This is a genomic window from Sphingobium sp. SA2, from assembly GCF_032227065.1.
Taxonomy (GTDB): Bacteria; Pseudomonadota; Alphaproteobacteria; order Sphingomonadales; family Sphingomonadaceae; genus Sphingobium.
Map to the genome: position 1 here is coordinate 1 of NZ_JAPMXX010000001.1, position 23,468 is coordinate 23,468.

Below are 23,468 nucleotides of genomic sequence, written 5' to 3' on the forward strand. Positions count from 1 at the left end.
CAATTTGCTGGAATGATAATAGTCCGCCGACGCGTTGAGATCGCCCATCGCGCCCAGTGGGATGCGATATTGCGCGCCCAGCGTGAAGGTCGCCTTCGCCACCAGGTCGAACGGGATTTCCTGGGTTGTGAGATAAGCGGCGATCGGCGCAGGGGCGGTCAGTTCGCGCGTTTTGGTGTCGAGCAGGTTGCCGCCGAAGGTGAAGGTCAGCCGATCGGAAAACAGGATGCGACCGTCAAAATCCAGCCCCGCGACGCGCGACTTGCCGGCATTGGCCAGCATCGTGCCCGACTGCGGATCGTTGTCCGCGCTGCAATCGCCATCGGGGGAAAAGGGCGCTTCGCCAAAGACCGGATCGCCCGCAACGCAGCCCGGCTGGGTCAGCAAGCCGCTCAGTGCAATCTGCACCCCGTCATAATAGCCCACAAAGCCCGACAGGTTCAGGCGGACGCGGACGTCGCCCAGCGTCCAGTCGGATCGCACCCCCAGTTCCAGGTCGGTGACTCGTTCCGGCCCGAAGGACTGATAGGGCGCCAGCCGCCCGCCGAAGGTGGGCGTATTGATGCCGCCGGTGCGATAGCCGCGCCGGGTGGAAATATAGGTGAAGAGGTCGGGCGTCACCTGCCAGTCGAAACCCACGGTCCAGGTGGGCGCATCGGATTTGGCGGTGTTGGTGGTTGCGCCGATCAGGATCGGGTTGGTCGATACGCATTCATTGGGGCGGACGGTCCCCTGGGTGGTGTTGTCGGTCGCCGTACAGGCGATTTCCTTGTCCCAGGTGTAGCGCAGCCCGGCGTTGAAGCGCAGACCCTGGGCGATTTCATCCAGCTTTATGTTGACGTTGCCGAACAGCGCTTTGCTCTTTTCGGTGTAGAAATTATATTGGAAGGTGCCGTAATTTTCGGCCGGCAGGAAAGGTGGCAGCACGACCTGGGCGATCGAATTGCCGCTGCCTGTCGGGCCGTAGGGCTGGCTTTTCAGATAAAATCCGCCCACCAGCCAGTCCACCCGGTCGTCAAGCGCGCTGCCCTTGATCTGCACTTCATTGGTATATTGTTCGACGTTGTTGACCGCGCCTGCGTTCAGCAGGGTCAGCGGCAAGCCGGCGGGCAGTCCGGCAGCAGGATTGCCAGTCGTGATCAGCAACGGCACGCCGTCGGTGTTGATATTATAGTTCACATAGGTTTTGCGATAGCCGAAGATGTTGGTGAAGCTGACCCCGCTGTCGCCCAGGTCGATATCGGTGCGGTTGGTGATGCCCCAGCGGCGGGTGCGGTTGATTGCGGGGGACACGTCGCTGTCGATGACGCGGGGACCACGCGCCTGCTGCGCCGCCAGCGCCTCCTGCATCGCGCTGCGCAGACCCAACAGGTCGATCAGGCTGGGATTGTCGAACAGGCTGGTCAGCAACACCGCGTCGCCGGTGTAGTTGTTGCGATACCAATCGAAGATAGTGAGGTTCTTGAAACCCTCGACTGGTTCGGCCAGCACGGACACGCGGAACGCGCGGGAATTGACGTCGTCCAGGTCGCCGCCCAGTCCGATATTCTTGGTATAACCCTCGCGCTTTTCGTACCGGCCCGCGACCCGTACCGCCAGCTTGTTGTCCACGATCGGGATGGACAGCGCGCCTTCCAATTGCTTGCGTTCATAGCGGCCGTAGCCCGCCTCAACATAGCCGCCCAGGACATATTCGGGCGCGGCGGGATAATAGAGGACGGCGCCGCCGGTGGTGTTACGGCCAAACAGCGTGCCCTGCGGCCCTTTGAGAACCTGGACCGATGCCATGTCATAGGTTGCGACGCCGCTGCCGAAGGTGGGCGCGGGCACATCGGCAAAATAGCTGACGACGGCAGGCGCGTTGGACCCGCTCAACGCCTTGGACTGGCCACGGATCTGGAACACCGAATTTTCGCGCCCGCCCGATCCGGACAGATAGACGCCGGGCGTCTTGATCATCAGGTCGGCGGTGGTTGCGATATTAGCTTCGCGCAGCATATCCGCGTTGAAGGCGGTGACGGACACAGGCGTCGACTGGATGCTTTCCTCGGAGCGGCGGGCGGTGACGACGATGTCGTCGATACTAGGCGACGCCTGGGGCTGCGCCGTTTGGGCGATCGCCAGGACCGGCAGGGCCAGGGGTGCAACGGACGTTAAAAGTACCGCAAGACGCGCGGTGAAAATCGGGCGCATTTCATCTCTCCCTGAGCAGCAGAACGTCATGTTCTCGCAAGCCTGACCTTTGCCAGTGCCGTCGGGAGAAGTAGAAGACGATCGTCTTAGTCGTGCCTATCGCCGGAGAGGGCCCTCGATTTTCGTCCATGACCCCGCCAATCGTCAGCCGGGCGTGTCGGCGGCTTCGACGAAGGGCGGCAGCATCAGCAAGGCGCAGCCTGCGGTGATCAGGTCTTCAAGATATTGGTCGGAGCGCGGATAGGCGCCGCCGGTCAGATTGGCGACCCGGTCCCCATAGCTGACGCCCATCAGGAAATTCGTCACCGCCACCGACAGGCGCATGGTGAAGACCTGGTCCGACATGGCGGCGCAGCATCCCCGCAACGCCTGATGAACCAGCGCGACCGCCGGTCCTTCTCTGGCTCGGTCAAAGGCTTCGTCAAACGGATCGTTCAGGATCAGGTGCAGGATGAACTGCGAATAAATCCACCTCTGCCGCCCTGCGAAGGCGTCCAGCACCGGCAACAGGAATAATTCGAGCAGGCCGCGAATATCGTCGGGCAGGCGCGGCAACCCCTGCATCCGCAGCATCCGGCAATCGTCCACTTCCGCCTGGCGGATGTCGTAAATCGCCCGGATCAATAATTCTTTCGATCCGAAATGACGATAGATGGCGGAGTTATTGCCCTGCTTGGCGACGCGCAGGATTTCGCGGATGGATGCACCCTCGATCCCGCGTTCGGCGATGATTTCCTCCACGGCGAGCAGCAGCTTGCGCGCGCCGGGTCCATAATCTTCCCATTTACCCTTCATGCCCGCACGCATCGCAATTCGCTGCCGCCAAGCCAAGCGGAAAGCGAACCACCCGCGACGAGCGCGCCGACCGTCCACCTATCACCCGACAGGTGGGACTAAGGCCACGTCTATGGTCTTTAGCGGCTATGGCGAGGAACTCGAACGGCATGAACCAGAATGGCTACGACTATATCATCATCGGCGCCGGGTCGTCCGGCTGCGTCCTGGCGAACCGGTTGTCGGTCGACCCGGCGGTCAAGGTATTGCTGGTGGAAGCTGGCCCGGACGACAACAGCCCGCTGATCGCCATGCCGCGCGGCATCGGCAAATTGCTGGCGCCGGGCAATCCCCATGTGTGGGACTATGCCGTGTCGCCGGGCGGCAATGCGCCGCAGGAAAGCTGGCTGAAGGGGCGCACGGTCGGCGGATCGAGTTCGGTCAACGGCATGGTCTATGTGCGCGGTGCGCCGGCCGATTACGACGCGTGGGAAGCGGCGGGCTGCACCGGCTGGGGCTGGCAGACGATGGGCCGCCATTTCGTCGCGCTGGAGGATCATGCGCTGGGCATCAAGGCGTGGCGCGGGACCGGCGGCCCGCTCAAGGTGAGCGTCCATCCGTCCGGCGATCCGTTGTGCGAAGCGTTCCTAACCGCGGCCGAGCAGGCCGGGACGCATCGGGTGGACGACATGAACGACATCCCTGCGGTCACGCAGGGTGGCATGGGCTATCAGCCGACATCCACCTATCGCGGCAAGCGCTTTTCCGCTTCGCGCGCTTTCCTGAAACCGGTGCGGGGACGCGCGAACCTGACCGTGGTGACCGATACCGACGTGCAGCGCATCCTGTTCGACGGGCAGCGGGCCAGCGGCATCCTGCTGCGTGACAAAAATGGCTTGCACGAAGTCGCGGTACGGCGCGAAATCATCCTGTCGGCGGGGGCCATCCAGAGCCCCAAATTATTGCAACTGTCGGGCATTGGCCCCCGCGCCCTGCTCGAACCGCTGGCCATTCCGGTCGTGGTCGACGCGCCCGGCGTCGGCGCCAATTTGCGTGAACATCGCTATCTGAGCTTTACCTACAAGGTGCGCGGCAACAGCCTGAACCAGAAACTGTCTGGCCTAGGTCTGATCGCGTCGGTGCTCCGATACTTCTTCGGCTCGAAAGGGGCGCTGACCCACGGCGCGCATGAAGTGGGCGGCTTCATCAAGACGCAGGCGTCGCCTGACCGGCCCGATGCCCAGATCGGCCTGGGGCTCTATTCCTTTCATACCGATGCGAAGGGCGCGGTGGTGCTGGACCCCTATCCCGGCATGACCGTCATCGCCTATTATCTGCGGCCCGACAGCCAGGGGCAGGTGCGGATCAGCGCCGCTGATCCCGATGCGCCGCCCGTTATCGACGCCAATCACCTGGCCACCGATGCCGACCGGCGGCACTTCGTCGCCCTGTTCCGCTGGCTACGCGATCTGGCCACGCAACCCGCGCTCAAGGACTGGATCGTCGCGGAAACCGGCAAAACCGTGGGCATCGAGACGGACGAGGACATACTGGCCAATGCCATCAGCCTTGGCGGCACGACATTCCACATCTGCGGCACCTGCCGGATGGGCGCGGACGAAGACGCCGTACTCGACCCGCAGTTGCGCGTGCGCGGCGTCACCGGCCTGCGCGTGGTCGATACCTCCATCATGCCGACTATTGTGTCGGGCAACACCAATGCGCCAGCGATGGCCATCGCCCTCAACGCCGCGGAGATGATCCTGCGGCCCGGACAGGATATCCACCCATGACCATCCCCTTCACAACGATCGACAAACTCTACATCGACGGCGACTGGGTTGCCGCAGGCGCGGAGCGCGACGCTATCATCAATCCGGCGACCGAAGCGGTGATCGGCCACGCGCCTGTGGGCAACGCGGCGGCGGCGGAAGCAGCGATCGCGGCGGCCCGCGAGGCGTTCGATCATGGCGTGTGGCCGCGCATGGCGATGGCCGAGCGCGCAACCTATCTGCGCCGGATGCACGCGGCGCTGGACGCGCGGCGGCCGCAGATCGTCGCGCTGATCGTGGCGGAGGTCGGTTGCGCGCAGGGCGTGACCCACGGGATGCAGGTCGCCAATCCGCTCGACCATCTTCTCGCTGCGCTGGAACATTCAACGCGCGACGATAGTGTCCGCCTGCCGATCGACATCACCCCCAATCCCTTCGACCCCGATGGCCCCCGCAAAATGGGCGGCACGACGGTCGTTCGCGAGCCGGTCGGCGTGGTCGCAGGCATTACCGGCTATAACTTCCCCTTCCTCATCAACCTGGCCAAGATCGTGCCGGCGCTGCTGGCGGGCAATACGCTGGTGCTCAAGCCGTCTCCCTTCACCCCCTTTTCCGCTTTGCTGTTCGGCGAGATCGCCGACGAGATCGGCCTGCCCAAGGGTGTGCTGAACGTCATCACCGGCGGGCCGGAGGTTGGTACGATGCTGACCAGCGACCCGCGCGTCGACCTGGTCAGCTTCACCGGGTCCGAAGGCGTCGGCGCGGCGATCATGGCGCAGGCGGCCCCGACGCTGAAGCGCGTCCATCTGGAACTGGGTGGCAAGTCAGCGCTGATCCTGCGGCACGATGCCGATGTCGCGCGGGCGGCGGCGATGGCAGTCGCCGTGCTGTCGGTCAATGCGGGCCAAGGCTGCGCGCTCCTTACCCGCCTGGTCGTCCATAACAGTATCCGAAAGGCGTTCGTCGAAACCGCCTGCGCCGTCGCCAGCCAGTTCAAGATCGGAGATCCTGCCGATCCGAGTGTGGCGATGGGGCCGTTGATCCGCGAATCGCAGCGGAGCAAGGTCGAAAATCTGATCGCCATCGGCCGCGATGAAGGCGCGAAGATCGTCCATGGCGGCGGGCGGCCTGCGGGTCTGGACAAGGGTTTCTTCACCGACATCACGATTTTCGACGATGTCGACAACAGCATGACTATTGCCCAGGAAGAGGTGTTCGGCCCGGTCGGCTGCATCATCGGCTTCGACACCGACGAGGAAGCAGTCCGCATCGCCAATGATAGCCGCTATGGGCTGAATGGCGGCGTCGAAACGGCGGATGCGGCCAAGGGATACGAAATGGCCCTGCAAATCCGGTCGGGCAGCGTCATGCTGAACGGCGGCACCGGGCGCATGAGCTATGCGCCGATCGGCGGCTATAAGCGATCGGGTGTCGGGCGCGAATATGGTCCCGATTGGCTGCATGAATATCAGAATCAGAAGTCGATATTCTATCCGGTGGGGATATAAGCCATGGCAACGATCAGCAGCGCCCATGATTTCCCCGACGCCGATACGCTTCTGGACCGCTATCCCCTGCCCGACTATCTGCGCGACAATGTCAGGCCCGGCCTGACGATGTTGCTGGCGTCGATGGCGGAGGACCGCGATCTCAACGCCAATGGCCATGCCCGCGCCCTGCATATCGTCAACGATGATCTGTCGCGCCTGAAAGCGATAGCCGACGATCGCGCGCGCTACCCCGAAATTGCCGAGGTGGAGATCAGACAACCACTGTTCATCCTGGGTCTGCCCCGTTGCGGCACCAGTTTCCTCCATGCGTTGATGGACGGCGACCCGCAGGTCCGCACTCCACTGATGTGGGAAGTGGCCGAACCCTCGCCCCCGCCAGAGGCCGCCACGGCGGACACCGACCCGCGCATCGCCCGTTTCGACGCGCATCTGCGCGCGCAACTGGGCGCGGATGCCGACGAATTGCTCAAGGCCCATCCGCTGGGTGCGAAGATACCGCAGGAATGCGGGTCGTTCATGACCACGTCGTTCCAGAGCAGCAACCCGTGCATGTTCCAGCATCTTCCCCGCTTCTACGACTGGTTCAAGGGGATCGACGCGACCTTCCGCTACGAGGTGCACAAAATGTGGCTCCAGCATCTGGGCTGGCGCCATCCGGGCCAGCATTGGGTGCTGAAGATACAGGAGCATATGTACAAACTGCCCGCGCTGCGCAGCGTCTATCCCGACGCAATCTTCATCCAGCCGCATCGCGACCCTACCACCGTCATCGCCTCCATCTCGCAATTGATCAGCGTCATTCGCGGACCATCTTATGATGATCTCGACCTGCACGCGCTGGGGGCCGAATTTCTGCAACTCTGGTGGGACGGGGTGAAGTGCAGCATGGACTATCGCAAGGCGCATCCCGACCTGCCAATCCACGACATGCGCTACAAGGATCTGGTCGCTGATCCGGTCGCCACCATCCGCGCCGCCTACGACCATTTCGGCTGGGACTTCACCCCGGAATCGGAAACGGGCATCCTTGGCTGGCTGCATGACAATCCGGCGGGCAAGCATGGCGCGCGCAGCTATACGCTGGCCGATTATGGCCTGACCACCGATCAGGTCAGCGACCGGTTCGCCGAATATATCGAGACTTACCGTGCCTATATCTGAACCCTCCGCCTGGCGCGGCTGGCTGGAGACGATGGCCAAAGCGGACAGCGTATTGGACAGTTTGACGGACCCCGCCGACCCGCAGGCACGGGCGGAGGCGCACCGCCTGCTCTTTGCCGCACTCGCCACCGGCTACCAGACTGCCTTTGCCGACGCCGACCGGCCCGATTTCGTGCCGTCGGTCAGCAATGTGCTGAACACCGTCGGGGTCAATCCCGACTTCATCTATGGCGCGGCGCGGATCGATGGCGGGGGCGTGTACCGGCTGTCGGGCCAGCGGGGCGACGGCGTGTTCGTGTTCATCGATCTGGTCGCGGGCGGGCTGGGGCCGATGGAGCAACTAGGGCCGTCTGTCGGGATGATCGACCTGGATGCCTGCACGCTGGGGCCGGACGGGGCGTTCGACATATTGGTCGGCGGACAACGGCCGGAGGACCATGCGGGCGACTGGTTCCCGCTCGATCCGCGCGCCGTCACCATCGGCCTGCGCCACGCTTATTATGACTGGGGCGTAGGCCAGGAATTGCGCATCGCCATCGAGCGGGTCGACCGGCCGGTGGGCGGCGCGCTTATGCCAGCAACCGAGATCGTGCATCGGCTCGATCGCCTGTCCGCCTTCGTCGAACGCTATGCCGGTTTCGCGCTGGGCTATGTCCAGCGGCAGCGGGCGCAAGGCTTCGTTAATCGCCTAGAATATGACGACTGGGCCGGGCGCGGCGGCGTAGCCGGGCAGCATTATTATCAGGGCATTTTCCGGTTGGAACCGGGGCAAGTGATCATCATCGACACCGCGATGCCCGATCAGGTCCGCTATTGGAATGTGCAGTTGAACGATCCGCTGTGGAACACAATCGACTGGATCAACCATCAGAGCAGCTTGAATGGCGGCCAGGCCGTTCTGGATAGTGACGGCCGGTTTCGCGCCGTGATCGCGATAGACGATCCCGGCGTGCCCAACTGGCTGGACCCGGCCGGGCGGCTGGAAGGATCGCTGATGCTGCGCTGGACCGGCGCGAGTTCGGGGCCGGAACCCACGCTCAAAATCGTACCGGCGGCAGAGGTACGCGATCACCTGCCCAGCGATACGCCGGTGGTGACGCCATCGCAGCGCGATGAAGCGCTTCGTAGGCGCAGGCGAGGCGCGCAATGGCGGCGGCGCTGGTGATGGAATTTACCGGCAAGGTCGTCCTCGTCACCGGGGCGGGATCGGGATTGGGCCGTGCCGCCAGCCTGGCCTTCGCGCGGGAGGGGGCGACGCTGTGCCTGTTGGGGCGAAGCGCGGACAAGCTGGCGGAAACGGCGCGGTTGATCGGGGAAGCGGGCGGCCGCAGCGTGGAACTGCCCTTCGACCTGGGCGATGCCGATGATTGCGCCGCGTCGATCGCAGCGGCCATCGCGGCGTTCGGGCGGCTGGACGTGCTGTGCAATATCGCCGCCGACGTGATGTTCCACCAATTGTCGGACGTCACGGCGGACGAGTGGCGTCGCACCATCGCGTCCAACCTATCCGGCCCCTTCTTCCTGATGCAGGCGGCTATGCCGCATCTGGTCGAAAGTCACGGCAATATCATCAGCGTGGCGTCCACCGCGGGCTTCATGGGCCAGGCCTATCTGGCTCCCTATACCGCGTCCAAATTCGGCCTTGTCGGCCTGACCCTGTCGCTGGCGATGGAGATGATGGACAGCCCGGTCAGGATCAACGTGCTGGCCCCCGGCCCGATGCGGACGGAAATGTTGCAGGGGATGGCATTTCCCGACTTCGCCGATCCCAAATTGCTGGCCCGTTACACCGGGATGCGGCCGCCCTGCCCGCCCGAGGACGTGGTGGAGCCGCTGCTGTTCCTGGCGTCCGACCGCGCGCGCCGGGTGCATGGCGCCTGCTGGGCGGTCGATGGCGGGATCATGGCCGGTTAGCCCCGCCGATAAACCATAACAGGAAAGGATAGCTTTGCATGGCCGACCCATTGGCGCACCCGACATCGGCGGCGGACATCACGCCCGCTTATCTGACCAGGCTGATGGCGCAGGCCGTCCCCGGCGTGACCGTCACCCATGTCAATATGGTGGAGGCCAAGACCTATGGCGAGCAGTTCGTGTCCACGGCCGGGCGCGTGATCGTCAATGTCCGCTATGGTCCGGGCAGTCCGGCAGACCTGCCCACCCGTCTGGTCGTGAAGGTCGCGCGCGGCGTCGACACAATATTGGCACCCTTCTACGAAAATGAAGTCAATTTCTACAACCGCGTCCGTCCCGAACTGGACCTGGAGACGCCGCGCAGTTTCGGCGCGGGCTTCGATGCGGCATCGAGCGACTTTGCCATCGTGCTGGAAGACCTGACGCTGCGCGGCGCGACCTTTCCCAGCGTCCTGTCGCCGGTGACGCTGGACACTGTGCGGTCGATCCTGTCGCAGCAGGCCAAGTTGCACGCCCGTTTCTGGGAAAGTCCGCGCCTGCGGCCCGGCGGCGATCTGGCCTGGGCGGGGAGCCATGTCGAGGGCAAGGTGGCCGACCTGATGATGGTGGGCGCGCAGCCGCTGATCCAGCATGAGATCGACACCGTGTCGTTCAAGCGCGAAATGGTGCAGCGGCTGCGCACGACCGGCCCGGACCTGCGCAACGGCACCTTGGCGCTGCACCGGCACCAGCAGAGCCTGCCCCAGACGCTGGTCGAGGGCGACATGCATATCGGCAACAGCTATATATTGCCTGACGGGTCGGGTGGCCTGCTCGACTGGCAACTCACCTGTCGCGGCCATCATATGCATGATGTCAGCTATCTGGTGACGACGGCGCTGTCAGTGGAGGATCGCCGCGCCCATGAACAGGATCTGGTCCGCTTCTATCTGGACAGGCTGGCGTCCGAGGGCGTGATCGATGGGCCTTCGTTCGAGGACAGTTTCACCGAGTTTGGCCGTTGCCTGATGTGGGGCGTCTATATCGGCTGGCTGACGACGCCAGTGGTCAATTATGGTTGGGAAATCAATGTCATGAACCATTTTCGCCTGACCACGGCGTTCGAGGATCACGAAACAGCTCGGTTGATAGCACAGGTAGTGTGACAGATCGAGCTTGGCGACGCGCCCCCCGCTCGTCATTGCAGAGGGCAGCGTCGAGAGGTTCGTAACCACGCCACAACCGCAGAGATCACCAGCATCTTCGAGAAAGAGCGCCTGTCTCCCATTTTCATCGCTATTTGAGATCTAGCGGCATCGACATGAACAATTACCGGATCGCGATCAAAATGGCGACTTCAACCGGCACCTGACGCCAGAAACAGCAGTGAAATGTGGAAGCTGGTGTTGAACTCCGAATTATAGTCAACTTGTTGTATAATCGCGTCCCTCCAGTCAAGCGTGGTTGGCATGGGAAGGCTGATCGCGTCGGTTAGTGCGTCGACACGTTAATCAACCTTGTGCTTGTTTTTCTCAATGCGGCGTGTCGCGCGAGGGTGTTCGTATGCCGGGAGCAGGGTTGTCTTCGCGGTCGGCATAAAGCCGCCGCATGATGGGTCTCCGCAGGCAAGGTCTTCCTATGTTTTGTGCGCAGTCTTTAAAAAGCTGCAGCCGTTAAAGCGGAATGACCTGACCCACGTCCACGGCAAGGACGCCTCAATACGTCAGATGCTGACGCGTTGAGAAGTTAAGCTGGTGAATTGGTTATGCGGTGACGCCAGCCGATGTGTTGAATGCCTCTCCTGTTTTGAGCATTGTGTGCATGATGACTGCCAGTTTGCGGGCCACAGCGACCGCGGCGCGCTTGAAGCCCAGCCGCTCGCGTAGCCTGAGGCCCCAGTCTTTGAGGCCGCTCTGGTTGCTAGCGCTGGTGCGCGTGAGAATGACCGTTGCCGCCTCGTATAAGAGGCCGCGCAGATGGTTGTCGCCTCGCCGCGAGATGTGGCCGTCATAATCCACTTCGCCTGATTGGTAACGCCGCGTGGTAAGCCCGAGCCAAGCGCCGACCGCGCGTGAAGTTTTGAAGTTTGCTGGGTCTTCGATCGCCGCAGCATAGGAGACGGCCGTGACCGCCCCGACTCCCGGGATCGTCATCAGCAGCTTGATTGCCTGGCTTTGCCGGGCTGCGGCGAGCAACTGACGATCAAGTTCAGCGGCGCGCTTGCGGATGTCGCGCCAGGCCTCCAGCAAAGGCAATATGATCTGTGCCAGGCCATCCCTGCCGTCCAGAAGCTCGCGGACATTCCCGTCGAATACACGACCTGTACCCTTGGGAACGACGATGCCAAACGTCTTCATGACCCCGCGGATCTGATTGCTCAGCTGCGTTGAGATGGTAAGCAACAGGTTGCGGGCGCCCACCAGTGTGCGGGTCAACATGGCGTCGAACGACTTCACCCGGACCGCCTTGTAAAAGCCGGCTTCTGCCAGTTGGGCCAGACCGTCAGCATCATTGGCATCAGTTTTGTTGAGCGTCTCGTTCAATATTTTCTGCGCATGACGCGCTTCGATGCAGATCGCGGGAACTCCCGCCGCCGTTAACGCATGATAGAACCAGGTCGACAATGGACCTGTCTCAAATACCACCCGCTCCGCATGCGGGGCGTGTTTGCGGACTATCTGCGCCAGGATCTGGGGATCCGATGCGCACTTGCCGCGCCAGATCCGTTTTCCATCCTGACGAATGGAGATCGCGGTATCTTTTAGTGAAACGTCAAAGCCTATATATTGTTTCATGGTTGCTCTCCGTGCGATGCTTGGGCCCGGTGCCAATCGTGAGCCCGTTTTTCCATCATATCGGGGGGCAACCACCCCTGTCAGCTATATCAAAAAGCTGATGCCCAGGATGAATCGCGCCGCGATTATCCCATGTTTTGTTCCGTGAGCTTGTCCCTGCCTGACGTTTCCCCTGGCTGGTATGAACAGATCAGAGAAGGGGTATCAGACGAAGGACGGAGTAAAGGCGGAGGACACCGGTCGCCTTCTTGATGTTCACGTTAAAGCCGTGAGCCTTGAACAGATGGAGATCGCACGGCTGGAGGCCGAGCTGGTGCGAGTGCGCATGGAGAGCCACATTCTAAAAAACAGCGGTAGACTCGCGAGGGAGCCGCGGTGAGGTATGCCTTGATCCGGCGACATGGTGGCACCTGGCCGATCGTGGTGCAGTGCCGTGTTTTGCAGGTCAGCGCTAGCGGCTATCGTCATCACAGATTGCAGCAAGCCACCGATATTGGCCCAAAGCAGCCGCACCGTCTGCTCAGCGATGCGGCCTTGGCGGTGCATATCAAGGCGGTCTTCGCCGGGATGAAGGATGCCTATGGCTGGCCAATGATTTGACGTTTTCGGTCGTCAGAACATTCAGCACACTTCGCGGCATAAATTAGCGGAGTGGTGGCCTCGTGTGGGGGTAGGTTTAGGGGGCGAGCTTGCGGTGTTGCAAGCGCCGATGCTCGATGGTCTGCCGCTTGAACCTTTCGCGCTGCTTAATGATGGCTGGGCCCCCTGCCAAAGTAGGCGTCGGCGGACGTCACGTTGCTCAGGCTCTTTTGATACCTCTGATGGTTCTAGTGCTCAACGAAGGCCTCGATCTGAGCCTCAAGGTCGCCCGGCATCTGTCAATTATTAATGTGTCGGCTCCGACGTAGCCTGCCAACGGCAGATCAATGCTTCGACGATGTCACGCAGTATGATACGGCCATCTGGGAAATCATCATGATCGCTTCCCCGCGGTAAGAGTACGGCCCCTGATATAGACGCCATCAGGGCTCCTACTGCCGATTGAATGTTCGAATTCTGGTGCGAACTGGGTGCCATTACGGAGCTGACCGCCTGTTCGAAAAAGGCATGGATGCGCGCTGCTGCGGGTGCAGTATCACGAATGGGAGCGCCATTCTGCGTGCCAGCGGGGTCGAACCAGAACAGGAACAAGCTATTCATGCCGAAGGCGGCGATCTGGTCGCGTGAAAAATCGAAGGCCCGATCGGCAACGGCGAACAGGCGCTCTTCCGCTTCGTCATATGTGGCGAATTCCATCTCTAGCCTATCACCGAAATTGGCCAATTCGCTGTCACGGATCGCGAGAAACAGTGAATCGCGATCCGCAAAATACCGATACACGACACCGGAGGAATAGCCGGCATGGCGGGCAATTCCACGGAGCGATATCGGTCCTGAGGGCTTGGCCAGCAGCAGATGACGTCCCGCGTCAATCAATGCTTGCCGCACATGATCCTTAGCCTCTGCGCTGCGCGCCCGACGAGGTGATGCCGTGGTGCCAGCGACTAGAATATCTTGGTGGCCCTTAGCATTGCTCTCCATTGCGCGCTTTCCTGTCCGATGTCGGGTGCTGAATAGCGCAATCACGGCGCATTGCCCCGCGATAAATTCGCTTGAATGAACAGTGTTACCCTATTATGATAACGCTGTTCACATAAAGATTGCATCCGCGTTGCGGTGTGACGAACATTCATGAGGATGCCTGGTGATCGACCAGCCGAACTTAATAGCTGAGCAGAATATCCGGCTCTGGATCCAAGCGACGATGGGCGATATTGTCGCTATGGATATCCTGCCGGGATGGCGCCCGGCGTGGAACGCATCGGTCCGCACGCCAGAGGGCGTAATCCATATCCATATTCGCGGCGATCGCGGTGCGGGCCAGGAAACGCAGCCGTTGCGCGTAGAACATGATGTCTTGCGGTTGCTGGCGGACGAGGGCATCGCCGTACCGCATATCCATGGCTGGTGCGACAACCCCGCGGCGATTGCCATGGAGCGCATCGACGCGACGGCTTTCGCGGGCGGCGCCGACCGCGACGCAAACCTGCATCGGCTGGTCAGCGATTATATGGCGATCATGGCGTCCGTTCACCGGATCGATACAGTAAAGGCCGCAGGGATCGGATTGCCACAACCGCAAAGCCCGCAAGCCATTGCGCTCGCCTATTTTGATGATGCGGATCAACAGTATCAAAGCCATCGCGATGGTCCCGATCCATTGATCGCCTTTCTACGTAAATGGGTGCTGGGCAATCTTCCGCTGCATCGCACGGAAACGGCGCTGCTGATCGCCGACGCGCCGCAGTTTTTTCATGATGGGGACAGGATCACCCATATTTATGATCTGGAACTGGCGCATTTAGGCGACCCCATGGCGGACCTAGCATCGATCAGGGTGCGCGACATCAACGAACCGATCGGCGATCTGACGTCGTTGTTGCAGCGCTATGTCGTGGAAAGCGGTAACCCGATCGACTGGGTGGCGCTCGATTTTCACACCATCGCGTCTTTCCTTGCTGTGCCGATGCGGATGGAGTCGGCACTCCGCACGCAGCGCCAATTGCCTGCCTATGTCGAATATCTGTCCTGGGATCTTGGCTGTAGGTGCGCTGCTTTGGAAATATTGGCGCAGGTGCGCAGCGTCGATCTGACACCTGTCGCCGATCTTGTAACCGTCGAAAAAGCGACCGACATCATTTATGATAATTTGGTCGCGAGTTGTACCGATCTGCCAGCGGCGCGCGGACGATTGCGCGAACCTCCAGCCTTATCGCTCGCCCGCTATGTACAGCGCCGCGACGCCATCGGCCACGAGATTGCGCGCCGCGATCGATCGGAGGCAGAGCAGTTGCTGGGCCAAAGTTTCGCAGGCGCGGCAGCGGCCGAGGCGACGCTGGAACAATATGTGCTGGCCGCCGGGCCAGATAAGGAAGCCGATCTGATCGGCCTGTTCCATCGCCGGACGATGCGCGCGCTGCAATTGCTGCGTGGCTACCCTGGACCCATCGTGGATAGAGCGCCCGGCCCTATCGATCGGCTGGCTTTTTCCGATCCGCCTTCGACGACTGTCATGGCGCACGATTCGGCCACCCATATCTAGAAAGAGGATAGGCGCATGGAGCAGGAGCAGGCTTTCAGGGGTGAAATGCTCTATACCGGAATGCTGGAAGGCGCGCTTGTGGACCCGGATTATTCGGTACGGGTCGACAATGTCCGATGGTCGAAGCCTGGCGAAGCAACAATCCTGTCGGATCAATTCTTCCTGGAATGGCTAATGTACCGGGAGGATGATATCGAATGCGCACGTCCGGGGCGCAACTTCGTGACGTCTCATGCCGTCATCCTCGTGCCGCCAGGGCAGGCGGTGCGGACCCGCTGGAACAGCGGCCGCCTTCGGACCATATCCTGTAGCTTTCGATCCGAATTACTGGCTGACTATCCCGAATTGCTATCGTTCCTCTCCAGTCTCGACGGGGACCATCAGTTTAATCTCGATAGCCCGTTCCTCCATGCCGGCCTGACCCGTATCGCTGACGAGGTCGTCACGCCGGGCCTCGACAGCGGGTTCATGGTCCGGTCGCTACTGTTCGCCATTTGCGGCGAGATACGCCGGGCGACGCTGGGGCAACCGGTGCCGCAGAAGTGCGACGGCACCCTTTCGCCCGGCCAGATGACGATGTTGCGGCAGGTTTTGCATGAAAGCGGCAAATTGCCCACGGTGGTCGATCTGGCACAGCATTGTGGCGTGACGTCGCGTGCCTTGTCACCGCTGGTGAAGCGCGCCACGGGCGTTACGCTGCGCCATTATATCGCACGGGAGCGACTGAACCGCGCCAAGGCGTTGCTCGACGACCAGAAATTGATGGTCAAGCAAGTCGCCTATTCCTGCGGCTTTGCCAGCGCAGCGGCGTTTACGGCCGCCTTTCGCAAGACGACGGGCATGACGCCGGTCGAGTATCGGACGCGATGCTGATCGGCTCCTTCTCCAGATTGAAAGTCACCGACAATGCTGACCGTACATCACCTCAACGACTCCCGCGCCCAGAAGACGATATGGCTGCTCGAAGAACTGGGCTTGCCCTATGATCTGGTGCCTTATCAGCGGCATCAGGTATCGATGATGGCACCGCCCGCGCTCAAGGCGCTGCATCCGGTCGGCAAATCGCCGATGATCGAGGATGAGGGACGGATCGTCATCGAATCGGGCGCGATTACGGAGCATATCATCGAGCGGCATGGCGATGGTCGATTGGCGCCAGTGCCCGGTACGGATGCGCATGAACGGTATCGGCAATGGCTCTATTATGCGGTGTCGTCCGGCATGAACCCGATCATGATAAAGGTCTATGCCCGCGCCTTTGGTCTGGATGGCAGTCCGATCGATGAAGCAGCCAATGTCGAACTGGCTAAGGCGCTGACCTATATCGACGATGCGTTGGCCGACGGTACGTTTCTTCTCGGCGAGGATTTTTCTGCTGCCGATATCCAGATGAGCTTCATCCCGGAAATCGCGCAAACGCTGATGCCGATCGACGCCTATAGCCATATCGTGACTTGGCTGGACAGGCTGCATGGCCGTCCCGCGTTCCGGCGGAGCATCGAGCGAGGCGGCGACTATAGACTGGCGGGCAAGGCGGGACTGCGGGAGCCAGTTGCATGACCAATATATTGTCGGCCACGCCGGACGGCGGTTTCGATCTGGGACATGGCGTGATGCAGCCAGACGCCGCGATCCTGCGCGATGGTCGTGTAGCGGCGGACAGCTTCTGGAGCGAGGCCCAACATGCGGCCGAGCGCGACGCGATATACCGCCGATGCTGGCTTTTTATGGTCCGGGCGGAGGACGTGCCGGAACCAGGCGATTATGTGGTCCGCGATGTCGAAATTTGCGGCGTGTCGGTGCTGATCGTGCGGGGTAGGGACAAGGTGCTGCGCGCATTCCACAATGTCTGTCGCCATCGCGGGATGCCGGTCGCCGATGCCCCCTGCGGCAAGGCAGAGGCATTTCGCTGCCCCTATCATAGCTGGACCTTCCGCCTGGACGGCAGCTTGAAGGCCATCCCCAACCAGCGACGCTTTCCGGCTCTGGATGCGGGCGACCTGGGGTTGGCGCCGATCGCGATCGACATATTTGCAGGGTTCGTGTTCATCAATCTCGATCCGCTGTCGGCCTTGTCGCTCCCGGCGTTTCTAGGCGGCATCGCGCCGCTGCTGGAGGCGACGACGCTGGCCCCCTTCACCCACCGGGACAGCCTGTCGTACGAAGTCGCGGCCAACTGGAAGGCGGGGCTGGATCCGCAATATGAAGGCTATCATGTCGGCACTGTCCACGCGCTGACGATCCGCGAAATATCGGTGACGCCTGCCAACCCCTTTTCCGAATTCCGTAAGATGGCCTTTGCCGGGCCGCACGCGGCAGGCTGGTCGCAGGGTAATCCGAGTTGGCGACCACGCGCCGACCGGATCGTCCAGTCCTTTGCGGTGCAGGCGATGGGGGCATTGGCGGGACGTGTGGCTGGCGAGGGCTACCCAAGCGCTGAGACACCGGCGTCGCTGGCGATATTTCCCAATTTCATGATCCATCCCGGCGCAGGCGGCTGGTTCACGCAGCAGCATTGGCCGCTGACGGCGCAGAGTCATCGCTGGACAGCGCATTATTATTATCATGCCCCCATCACGGCCAGCGAACGCTTCGCGATCGCTCAGGCCACTACATTCGGGCGGGATTCGGGGATGGAGGATTTCATGGTGATGGCGCGGCAGCAAAAGGGGCTGGCGTCCGGCGCGACCGAAAGTTTCTATTATGGCGAGGCGGAAATGTTGCCCCGCCACCGCGCGGCGGTAATCCGATCCGTTTTGAACGGCGCGCGGGCCGATATGAGGAGCGCCGCATGAGTGCCAGCCTGCCCGCGGCCTTTGCCGATCTGGAACCGTTCGCCCATTCGTGGATCGGACTGGAGACGATGGAAAGCCGCTATCGCGCGCGACAGGACATCCCATTCGATGCGCTGAAGCAGTTTTACGATGCTGCCGCCCCCCGACTGGCCGACATCATGGCGCATCTGGATGCGTTCGGATCGGACACCCTGCCATCGGCCGAAGCGCGGCTCTATCGCGTGGCGCTGGGGCTGGTGGAGGCGGCGCAGGCGGTGGAGTTTTTCGCCGCTGCCCGCCTGCCCGGCGCGCCCTATCCGCACACTGTCGCCGTGGGCGGCCAGGCCGCGCTATCAGACTGAGGATATAGGGGCGGTCCGGCTCGCGGCGATCAGGATGAGCGCCGCCACGACTTCCGATCCGATCGACGCCGAGAGGATCGGGGCATAGCCGTCCATCGCGATCGATATGATCCGCGCGACGACGAAGCCTGCAAAGATCACACCCACCGCGAGAAAAAGGGGTTGCCGAAAACGCGGCGTGCCAAGACCATAGAGGATCAACCCGCCCATGGCCCAGAACGAGCCAGCGTAAATAGCGCGGGCTTCGTTCAGGCCGGCCACGCCCCTAGGGTCCAGCGCGGTCATATCGGTAATGGCGGTTGTTGCGACCAGGGCGTAAATGCCGAAGGCGATAAGCGCGAAACCGATCACGCCGGACAAGGCTCCCAATATCTTGCTCACGCAGTTGCTCCCATTGTTTCGCAGGGTTGAAGGTCGGCCTTGCGGACCTGAACCGGAATGCCGTTCAGCACAGCATTGCCCGAAATGACGTCGACCATCATGCCGGGACTAAGGATATTGGTGTTGGCCCCGGCGTGCGCCTGGGCAATCGCGATTTGTGTCTGTGGATCGCGATGCCCCCAGCCGTGCGGCATCGACACCACGCCGGGGCGGATGTCGTCGTCAATCTCCAGCGGTACATGGATTTCACCCGATGCAGAGGTCAGCGCGACCATATCGCCATTGGCCAACCCATGAGCGGCGGCGTCGATGCTGTGCATTTGCAGGGTGCAGCGATCCTTGCCTTTCACCAGCGTATCGATGTTGTGCATCCAGCTGTTGAGCGAGCGGAGATGGCGACGGCTGACCAGGACGAGCGAGGGATTGTTGGCGACCAAGGCCCGCTCCAGCCGGGGAAGATCGGACAGGATGAGGGCGGGCGTGAGGTCGATCTTGCCGGACGCGGTTTCAAACCCCTCATGCGCGCGAGGGATGGCGGGCGCGACGATCAGGCCGTCTGGTTCGTCACGGAAACTGTCGAGTGTCAGGCCGCCCGCTACCGTGCCGAAGCGATCGCCGAATGGGCCGGTTCGAATTGCCAGGTCCAAAATGCGATCCGGCCCACGGTTAGGCAGCGCCATGATCGCCATGTCGGGATCGATCCCGCGCCCGGTGGCGAGTGCGCGGAAATAGCCATCGTCCATGGCGTCGATATCGGCACTTGGTTGCCCACCGATGATCGCGCCGACGCGCGCGACGACGCGCCAATGGTCCGGGCGATCGGTAACTGGAAAGATCGGTGGCGAATAATGGCCGCCGCTGGTCAGGCAGAAGACCCAGGACCACATGTCATAGTGCGCGCTTTCCAGGAAGGATGGGCTGGGCAGGATCACATGGGCGTGTCGAGTCGTTTCGTTGAGATAATTGTCCAAGCTGACCATGCATTCCAGCAGCGGCAGCGCCTCGGCAAGCTTGCCCGAATCCGGCGCGCTGAGCGCTGGATTGGCGGCGAAGGTCAGCAGCCCCTTGATCTGGCCCGGTCCGGGCGTCGCGATCTCTTCGGCCATGCAGGAAGCGGGGAACTGGCCCAGCACCGCAGGAACGCCGCGCACCCGGCTCTTGCCCATGACGACCGGCATATCGGCAGGCAGCGTCGCGAGCATGTCCACCAGTGGTGCGACCGGGCGGCTCCACATGCTGCCGCCCTGCCGGTCCAGATTGCCGGTCAGGATAGCCAGCACGTCGATCATCCAGGACGCCAGCGTGCCAAACGTCTGGGTGCAGGTGCCGATGCGGCCATAGATGGCGGATCGTTCGGTGCGGATCAATTCGTCGGCCAGGTTTTCGATGACGATGGCGTCGATGCCGCAATGATGGGCGACCCATTGGGGGCTGAACCCGGTGACGATCTCCCGCAGCGTCTCCAGCCCATCGACCAGCCCATCAAGGTGCCGCAACCGCACGGCGTCGCGGGCGAACAGGACATGCGCGATGCCCAGCATGAAGGCTGCGTCGCTACCGGGTTTCAGACCGATCCACTGGTCGGCCGATCGCGCCGTCTGGGTGCGGACCGGATCGATCACGATGACTCGCCCGCCGCGGGCGCGTAAATCCCGCATCGCGCCCATCACGTCGCGATGGGAAAAGATGCTGCCCTTCGATGCTGCCGGATTGCCGCCGAAGATGACGAACAGGTCGGTATGGTCGAGATCGGGAATGGGGATTTTCCATTCACTGCCGAACATCAGCATGGCCGACAAATTCTTGGGGTGCTGATCGACCGTGCCAGACGAATAGACCTGTTGAATGCCCGACGTCGCCAGCATCAGCCCCGAATAGCGCGACAGCGTGGCGTCCTTGCCCGCCATATTGCCGCCATAGGCCGCGAACGCATGGGGGCCGTGGCGCTCGCGCACTCCATCGACCAACGTCTCCAGACGATCGAACGCGGCTTCCCACGAAGCGCTTTTCCACTCGCTCCCGTCGCGTATCATCGGCGTGCGTAGCCGGTCGGGATCATGATGGAGCGCGCCCAGCGTCGTGCCCTTGGGGCAGATATGGCCCAGGCTCCAGCGATCCTTCTTGTTGGGGCGGACGGTCGCCGCTCGTCCGCCCTCCACGGTCACGGTAACCCCGCACATCCCCTCGCACAGGGGGCAGGTGCGGTGCTGTACGCCGTCGTGGGTCATCGTCATGCTGTCCTAGCTGCCAAATCGATAGGTGAGTTGGAGACCGTAGGTGCGCGGATCGCCATAATAGACGGTGCTGGCCGGAAAGGAACTGAGCAGCACGGCCGGGCCGATCGGATATTGTTTGTCGAACAGGTTGCGGACATAGGCCGCGATGCTGATGCCGCGCCCGCCAATGTCGCTCAACTCCAGGCGGCTGTTGACGACATCATAGCCGGGCAGTTGCTGACCAAACTGCGCGTCATAGGCCGATGTGTGATAGAGGTCGGCGTTGAAGGCGAGTTCCCCCTCCATCGGACGGATCGGCAGCACGGCGCGTAAAGCGGCTGTCCCCGAGAATTTGGGGGTGGGGAGCGTGACTTCATTCTTGGTCAGCGTCAGCGGGCCGAACGGCTTTACGTCATCGACCTTCTGATCGACATAGGCACCGCCAAAGCTGAACGTCAGCCAGGGCGCTGGCTCGATCACGAGTTCGGCCTCTATGCCGCGCACGGTCGCGTCGGATGCGTTGATGGCGAGCGAGGTCCGGGTCGGCTGATCGGGTGCCGTCGGCGGAATGCCGAGCGGGCGGACGTTGAAGAATTGCAGCGCGTCCTTATACTTCGTTTGGAACGCCGATACGTTGAAGCGGCCTTTCATAGCGCCCGCGCGCCAGTTGAGCTTCATACCCAATTCGACGTCGGTCACCTGTTCCTGCTTCACCTCCTGGTAAGGTCGCAGGTCAGGGCAATTGACCCCGCCCAGGCACGCGCCGACGCCGCCCGTCGTGAACGGCGTTTCGAACAGCGGCGTGTTGACATTGACGCCGCGAATGCCGCGCCGGGACGTAACATAGAGGAACAGGTCGTCGGTTGCCTGATAATCCAGCCCCACGGTCCAGGTCGCGTAATCGCCCTTATTCTTCACGATGCCAGTGCCGTCGGGCAAGCCAAGCGCAGCCTGATCGGCGCATTGCTGCTGACTGAGCGCCCCTGCCAGGCTGTTGCCCGCGCACGCCTCTACCTTGTCCCAGGTGTAGCGTGCGCCTGCGTTGGCGGTCAGCTTGTCGGTGATCTTGAACCCCAGCTGCGCGAACAGGGCGAAGCTGCTGTTGGTATAGTGCGACGTGCTGTAATTCACCGCCGGGCCATAAAGGTCGATGAAGCTGAACTGCTGCGGGAAATTGACGTTGGTGCCGGTGGGCTTGTCCTTGCTGTAAAAGGCACCCGCAAGCCAGTTGAGGCGGCCCATGTCGCCCAGCACCTGAAACTCGTCGGTGAGGAAGGATTTATTTGCTTCGGCGCCGGTGTGATAGATGACAAGCCGTCCTTGAGGACCGATCAACTGGCGGGTGCCCTGGGTATTGACGAATTGATAATTATAGACGTCGCGATAGCCGAAAATGTTGCGGATGGTGACGTCGCCCAGTTCCAGACTGGTGGTATTGGTGATGCCCCAGATCCGGCGATCGGCCGCAACTTTCAGGCCGCTACCATCGTTGACCAGTTCGTTAGTGACCTTGTAGGGACCGTTGGCCTGTTGCTGCGCAAACAGGCTGGCAAGATCCGCTTCGTAGACAGCTGCGTCGGCGGGCGCGAAGCCGAAGCCGCCGACCAATATACCTGACAGCACACCGGCATTGTAGCGATTGGGCACTTCGGCGGCGGGCTTTTCCCGCGCGCGGAAATAATCGAAAACCAGCGTGTTGGTCAGATTTTCGGTAGGCTGGAGTAGCAACGACGCGCGAAAGCTCAACTGGTTGGTGTCGTCCAGGTCGGGATTGCCGGATGTCAGGTTCTTCGTCCGGCCGTCACGGTTGCGATACTGTGCAGCAATGCGAAGCGCCGCCACATCTTTGGCCAACGGCACGTTGAGCGCGCCCTCCAATTCCTTATAATCGAAATTCCCATAGCCGGCCTGGATATAGCCTTCGGTGTCGAAGGTCGGCTTTTTCGAATTGACCAGCACCGCCCCGCCGATGGTGTTGCGCCCGAACAATGTGCCCTGCGGCCCCTTCAGCACCTGAATATTGGCCAAGTCGAACGTCGGAATATTGCCGCCCTCCTTGGACAGGGGCACATCGTTGAAATAGGCGACGATAGCGGGCACCCCTTCGCCGATCGGTAATTGACCAAGGCCGCGCAACGACAGCGTCGGCTGGTTCTTGCCGCCCTCCTGCGAGAAACGGAAGCCGGGTGTGAGCGTGGCGACATCGCTCAGATCCTGGACCGATTTCTGCTCCAGCATCTCGGCGGAGATGGCGGTGATCGATACCGGCACCGACTGAAGCGATTCCTCGCGACGGCGTGCGGTCACGACGATATCCTGTAGCCCGCTATTGACCGAAGGCTGGTCGGCAGGCTGCTGTGCCAAGGCAGGTACGGCGGTCGCGAACAGGGCCAGCGCGCTGGTGGCAAGCACCTGGCATTTGACGGATCTCATAGCTTCATCTCCCCTTGGGCACCTTCTGTGTCGATCCATGGATCGCCTGTGGTGCTCAGGT

At 61.9% G+C, this 23,468-nt stretch carries 19 protein-coding genes and 1 pseudogene; 12 read left to right on the top strand and 8 right to left on the bottom strand.

Annotation, left to right across the window (positions count from 1 at the left end; genetic code table 11):
* Together OVY48_RS00005 and OVY48_RS00010 are read right to left on the bottom strand one after the other, a co-directional pair.
* On the bottom strand, positions 1 to 2,193 hold a 2,193-nt coding region (locus tag OVY48_RS00005; RefSeq protein WP_313921587.1), incomplete at its 3' end, for a TonB-dependent receptor.
* Positions 2,194 to 2,337: 144 nt separating this feature from the next.
* On the bottom strand, positions 2,338 to 2,988 hold the full coding sequence (locus OVY48_RS00010; RefSeq protein ID WP_161774232.1) for a TetR/AcrR family transcriptional regulator: 651 nt from the start codon (positions 2,986 to 2,988) through the stop codon (positions 2,338 to 2,340).
* A 149-nt stretch (positions 2,989 to 3,137) separates the two neighbouring features.
* On the opposite strand from OVY48_RS00010, the gene OVY48_RS00015 reads away from it, so the two are divergent.
* From OVY48_RS00015 to OVY48_RS00040, 6 genes are read left to right on the top strand one after another with little or no spacing between them, the layout of a single operon-like run.
* Positions 3,138 to 4,760 (top strand): GMC family oxidoreductase, encoded by a 1,623-nt coding sequence (locus OVY48_RS00015; protein WP_037473639.1) that lies wholly within the window; start codon positions 3,138 to 3,140, stop codon positions 4,758 to 4,760.
* Positions 4,757 to 6,247: an aldehyde dehydrogenase family protein gene (locus OVY48_RS00020; RefSeq protein ID WP_037473638.1), complete on the top strand. Its 1,491-nt coding sequence runs from the start codon at positions 4,757 to 4,759 to the stop codon at positions 6,245 to 6,247. The genes OVY48_RS00015 and OVY48_RS00020 overlap by 4 nt, the downstream gene beginning before the upstream one ends.
* A 3-nt stretch (positions 6,248 to 6,250) precedes the next feature.
* On the top strand, positions 6,251 to 7,411 hold the full coding sequence (locus OVY48_RS00025; protein ID WP_037473636.1) for a sulfotransferase family protein: 1,161 nt from the start codon (positions 6,251 to 6,253) through the stop codon (positions 7,409 to 7,411).
* Positions 7,398 to 8,576 (top strand): hypothetical protein, encoded by a 1,179-nt coding sequence (locus OVY48_RS00030; RefSeq protein ID WP_237748783.1) that lies wholly within the window; start codon positions 7,398 to 7,400, stop codon positions 8,574 to 8,576. The genes OVY48_RS00025 and OVY48_RS00030 overlap by 14 nt, the downstream gene beginning before the upstream one ends.
* Positions 8,558 to 9,325 (top strand): SDR family NAD(P)-dependent oxidoreductase, encoded by a 768-nt coding sequence (locus tag OVY48_RS00035; protein ID WP_237748782.1) that lies wholly within the window; start codon positions 8,558 to 8,560, stop codon positions 9,323 to 9,325. The genes OVY48_RS00030 and OVY48_RS00035 overlap by 19 nt, the downstream gene beginning before the upstream one ends.
* 38 nt (positions 9,326 to 9,363) lie before the next feature.
* Complete coding sequence (locus OVY48_RS00040) at positions 9,364 to 10,470, top strand: phosphotransferase (RefSeq protein WP_037473633.1); 1,107 nt, start codon at positions 9,364 to 9,366, stop codon at positions 10,468 to 10,470.
* Between the two features lie 597 nt (positions 10,471 to 11,067).
* On the opposite strand, the gene OVY48_RS00045 is transcribed toward OVY48_RS00040, so the two are convergent.
* Positions 11,068 to 12,099, bottom strand: coding sequence for an IS110 family transposase (locus OVY48_RS00045; protein ID WP_037473632.1), 1,032 nt, complete (start codon positions 12,097 to 12,099; stop codon positions 11,068 to 11,070).
* 375 nt (positions 12,100 to 12,474) lie between these two features.
* On the opposite strand from OVY48_RS00045, the gene OVY48_RS00050 reads away from it, so the two are divergent.
* On the top strand, positions 12,475 to 12,699 hold the full coding sequence (locus OVY48_RS00050) for a hypothetical protein (protein WP_037473628.1): 225 nt from the start codon (positions 12,475 to 12,477) through the stop codon (positions 12,697 to 12,699).
* A 76-nt stretch (positions 12,700 to 12,775) separates the two neighbouring features.
* On the opposite strand, the pseudogene OVY48_RS00055 reads toward OVY48_RS00050, so the two are convergent.
* Together OVY48_RS00055 and OVY48_RS00060 are read right to left on the bottom strand one after the other, a co-directional pair.
* Positions 12,776 to 12,974 (bottom strand): annotated as a pseudogene (locus OVY48_RS00055) (IS3 family transposase); the annotation flags it as partial.
* 10 nt (positions 12,975 to 12,984) lie between these two features.
* Entirely contained in the window at positions 12,985 to 13,680 is a 696-nt protein-coding gene (locus OVY48_RS00060) for a TetR/AcrR family transcriptional regulator (RefSeq protein WP_081912770.1), read from the bottom strand.
* A gap of 163 nt (positions 13,681 to 13,843) precedes the next feature.
* On the opposite strand from OVY48_RS00060, the gene OVY48_RS00065 reads away from it, so the two are divergent.
* Genes OVY48_RS00065 through OVY48_RS00085 form a run of 5 tightly spaced genes read left to right on the top strand, consistent with a single transcriptional unit; the run spans position 13,844 to position 18,377 of the window.
* Complete coding sequence (locus OVY48_RS00065) at positions 13,844 to 15,241, top strand: phosphotransferase (RefSeq protein WP_156106123.1); 1,398 nt, start codon at positions 13,844 to 13,846, stop codon at positions 15,239 to 15,241.
* Between the two features lie 15 nt (positions 15,242 to 15,256).
* The gene (locus OVY48_RS00070) at positions 15,257 to 16,114 is read left to right on the top strand and encodes a helix-turn-helix transcriptional regulator (RefSeq protein WP_052027558.1); all 858 of its coding nucleotides are present in this window, start codon (positions 15,257 to 15,259) and stop codon (positions 16,112 to 16,114) included.
* Between the two features lie 33 nt (positions 16,115 to 16,147).
* Positions 16,148 to 16,801, top strand: coding sequence for a glutathione S-transferase family protein (locus tag OVY48_RS00075; protein WP_052027557.1), 654 nt, complete (start codon positions 16,148 to 16,150; stop codon positions 16,799 to 16,801).
* Complete coding sequence (locus tag OVY48_RS00080) at positions 16,798 to 18,036, top strand: aromatic ring-hydroxylating oxygenase subunit alpha (RefSeq protein ID WP_037473622.1); 1,239 nt, start codon at positions 16,798 to 16,800, stop codon at positions 18,034 to 18,036. Before OVY48_RS00075 ends, OVY48_RS00080 begins: the two co-directional genes overlap by 4 nt.
* Positions 18,033 to 18,377 carry a hypothetical protein gene (locus tag OVY48_RS00085; RefSeq protein WP_037473621.1) on the top strand — a complete coding sequence of 115 codons (345 nt, stop codon included), beginning with the start codon at positions 18,033 to 18,035 and terminating at the stop codon, positions 18,375 to 18,377. The genes OVY48_RS00080 and OVY48_RS00085 overlap by 4 nt, the downstream gene beginning before the upstream one ends.
* Here OVY48_RS00085 and OVY48_RS00090 read toward each other — a convergent pair.
* The 3 genes from OVY48_RS00090 to OVY48_RS00100 are packed head-to-tail and all read right to left on the bottom strand — an operon-like array spanning position 18,369 to position 23,407.
* A complete protein-coding gene (locus OVY48_RS00090; protein WP_037473619.1) occupies positions 18,369 to 18,758 on the bottom strand; it encodes a DUF4345 family protein in 390 nt (129 codons plus the stop codon). The genes OVY48_RS00085 and OVY48_RS00090 overlap by 9 nt on opposite strands.
* The gene (locus OVY48_RS00095) at positions 18,755 to 20,992 is read right to left on the bottom strand and encodes a molybdopterin-dependent oxidoreductase (RefSeq protein WP_037473618.1); all 2,238 of its coding nucleotides are present in this window, start codon (positions 20,990 to 20,992) and stop codon (positions 18,755 to 18,757) included. Before OVY48_RS00095 ends, OVY48_RS00090 begins: the two co-directional genes overlap by 4 nt.
* Positions 20,993 to 20,998: 6 nt before the next feature.
* Entirely contained in the window at positions 20,999 to 23,407 is a 2,409-nt protein-coding gene (locus OVY48_RS00100; protein WP_037473616.1) for a TonB-dependent receptor, read from the bottom strand.
* Positions 23,408 to 23,468 lie beyond the last annotated feature (61 nt).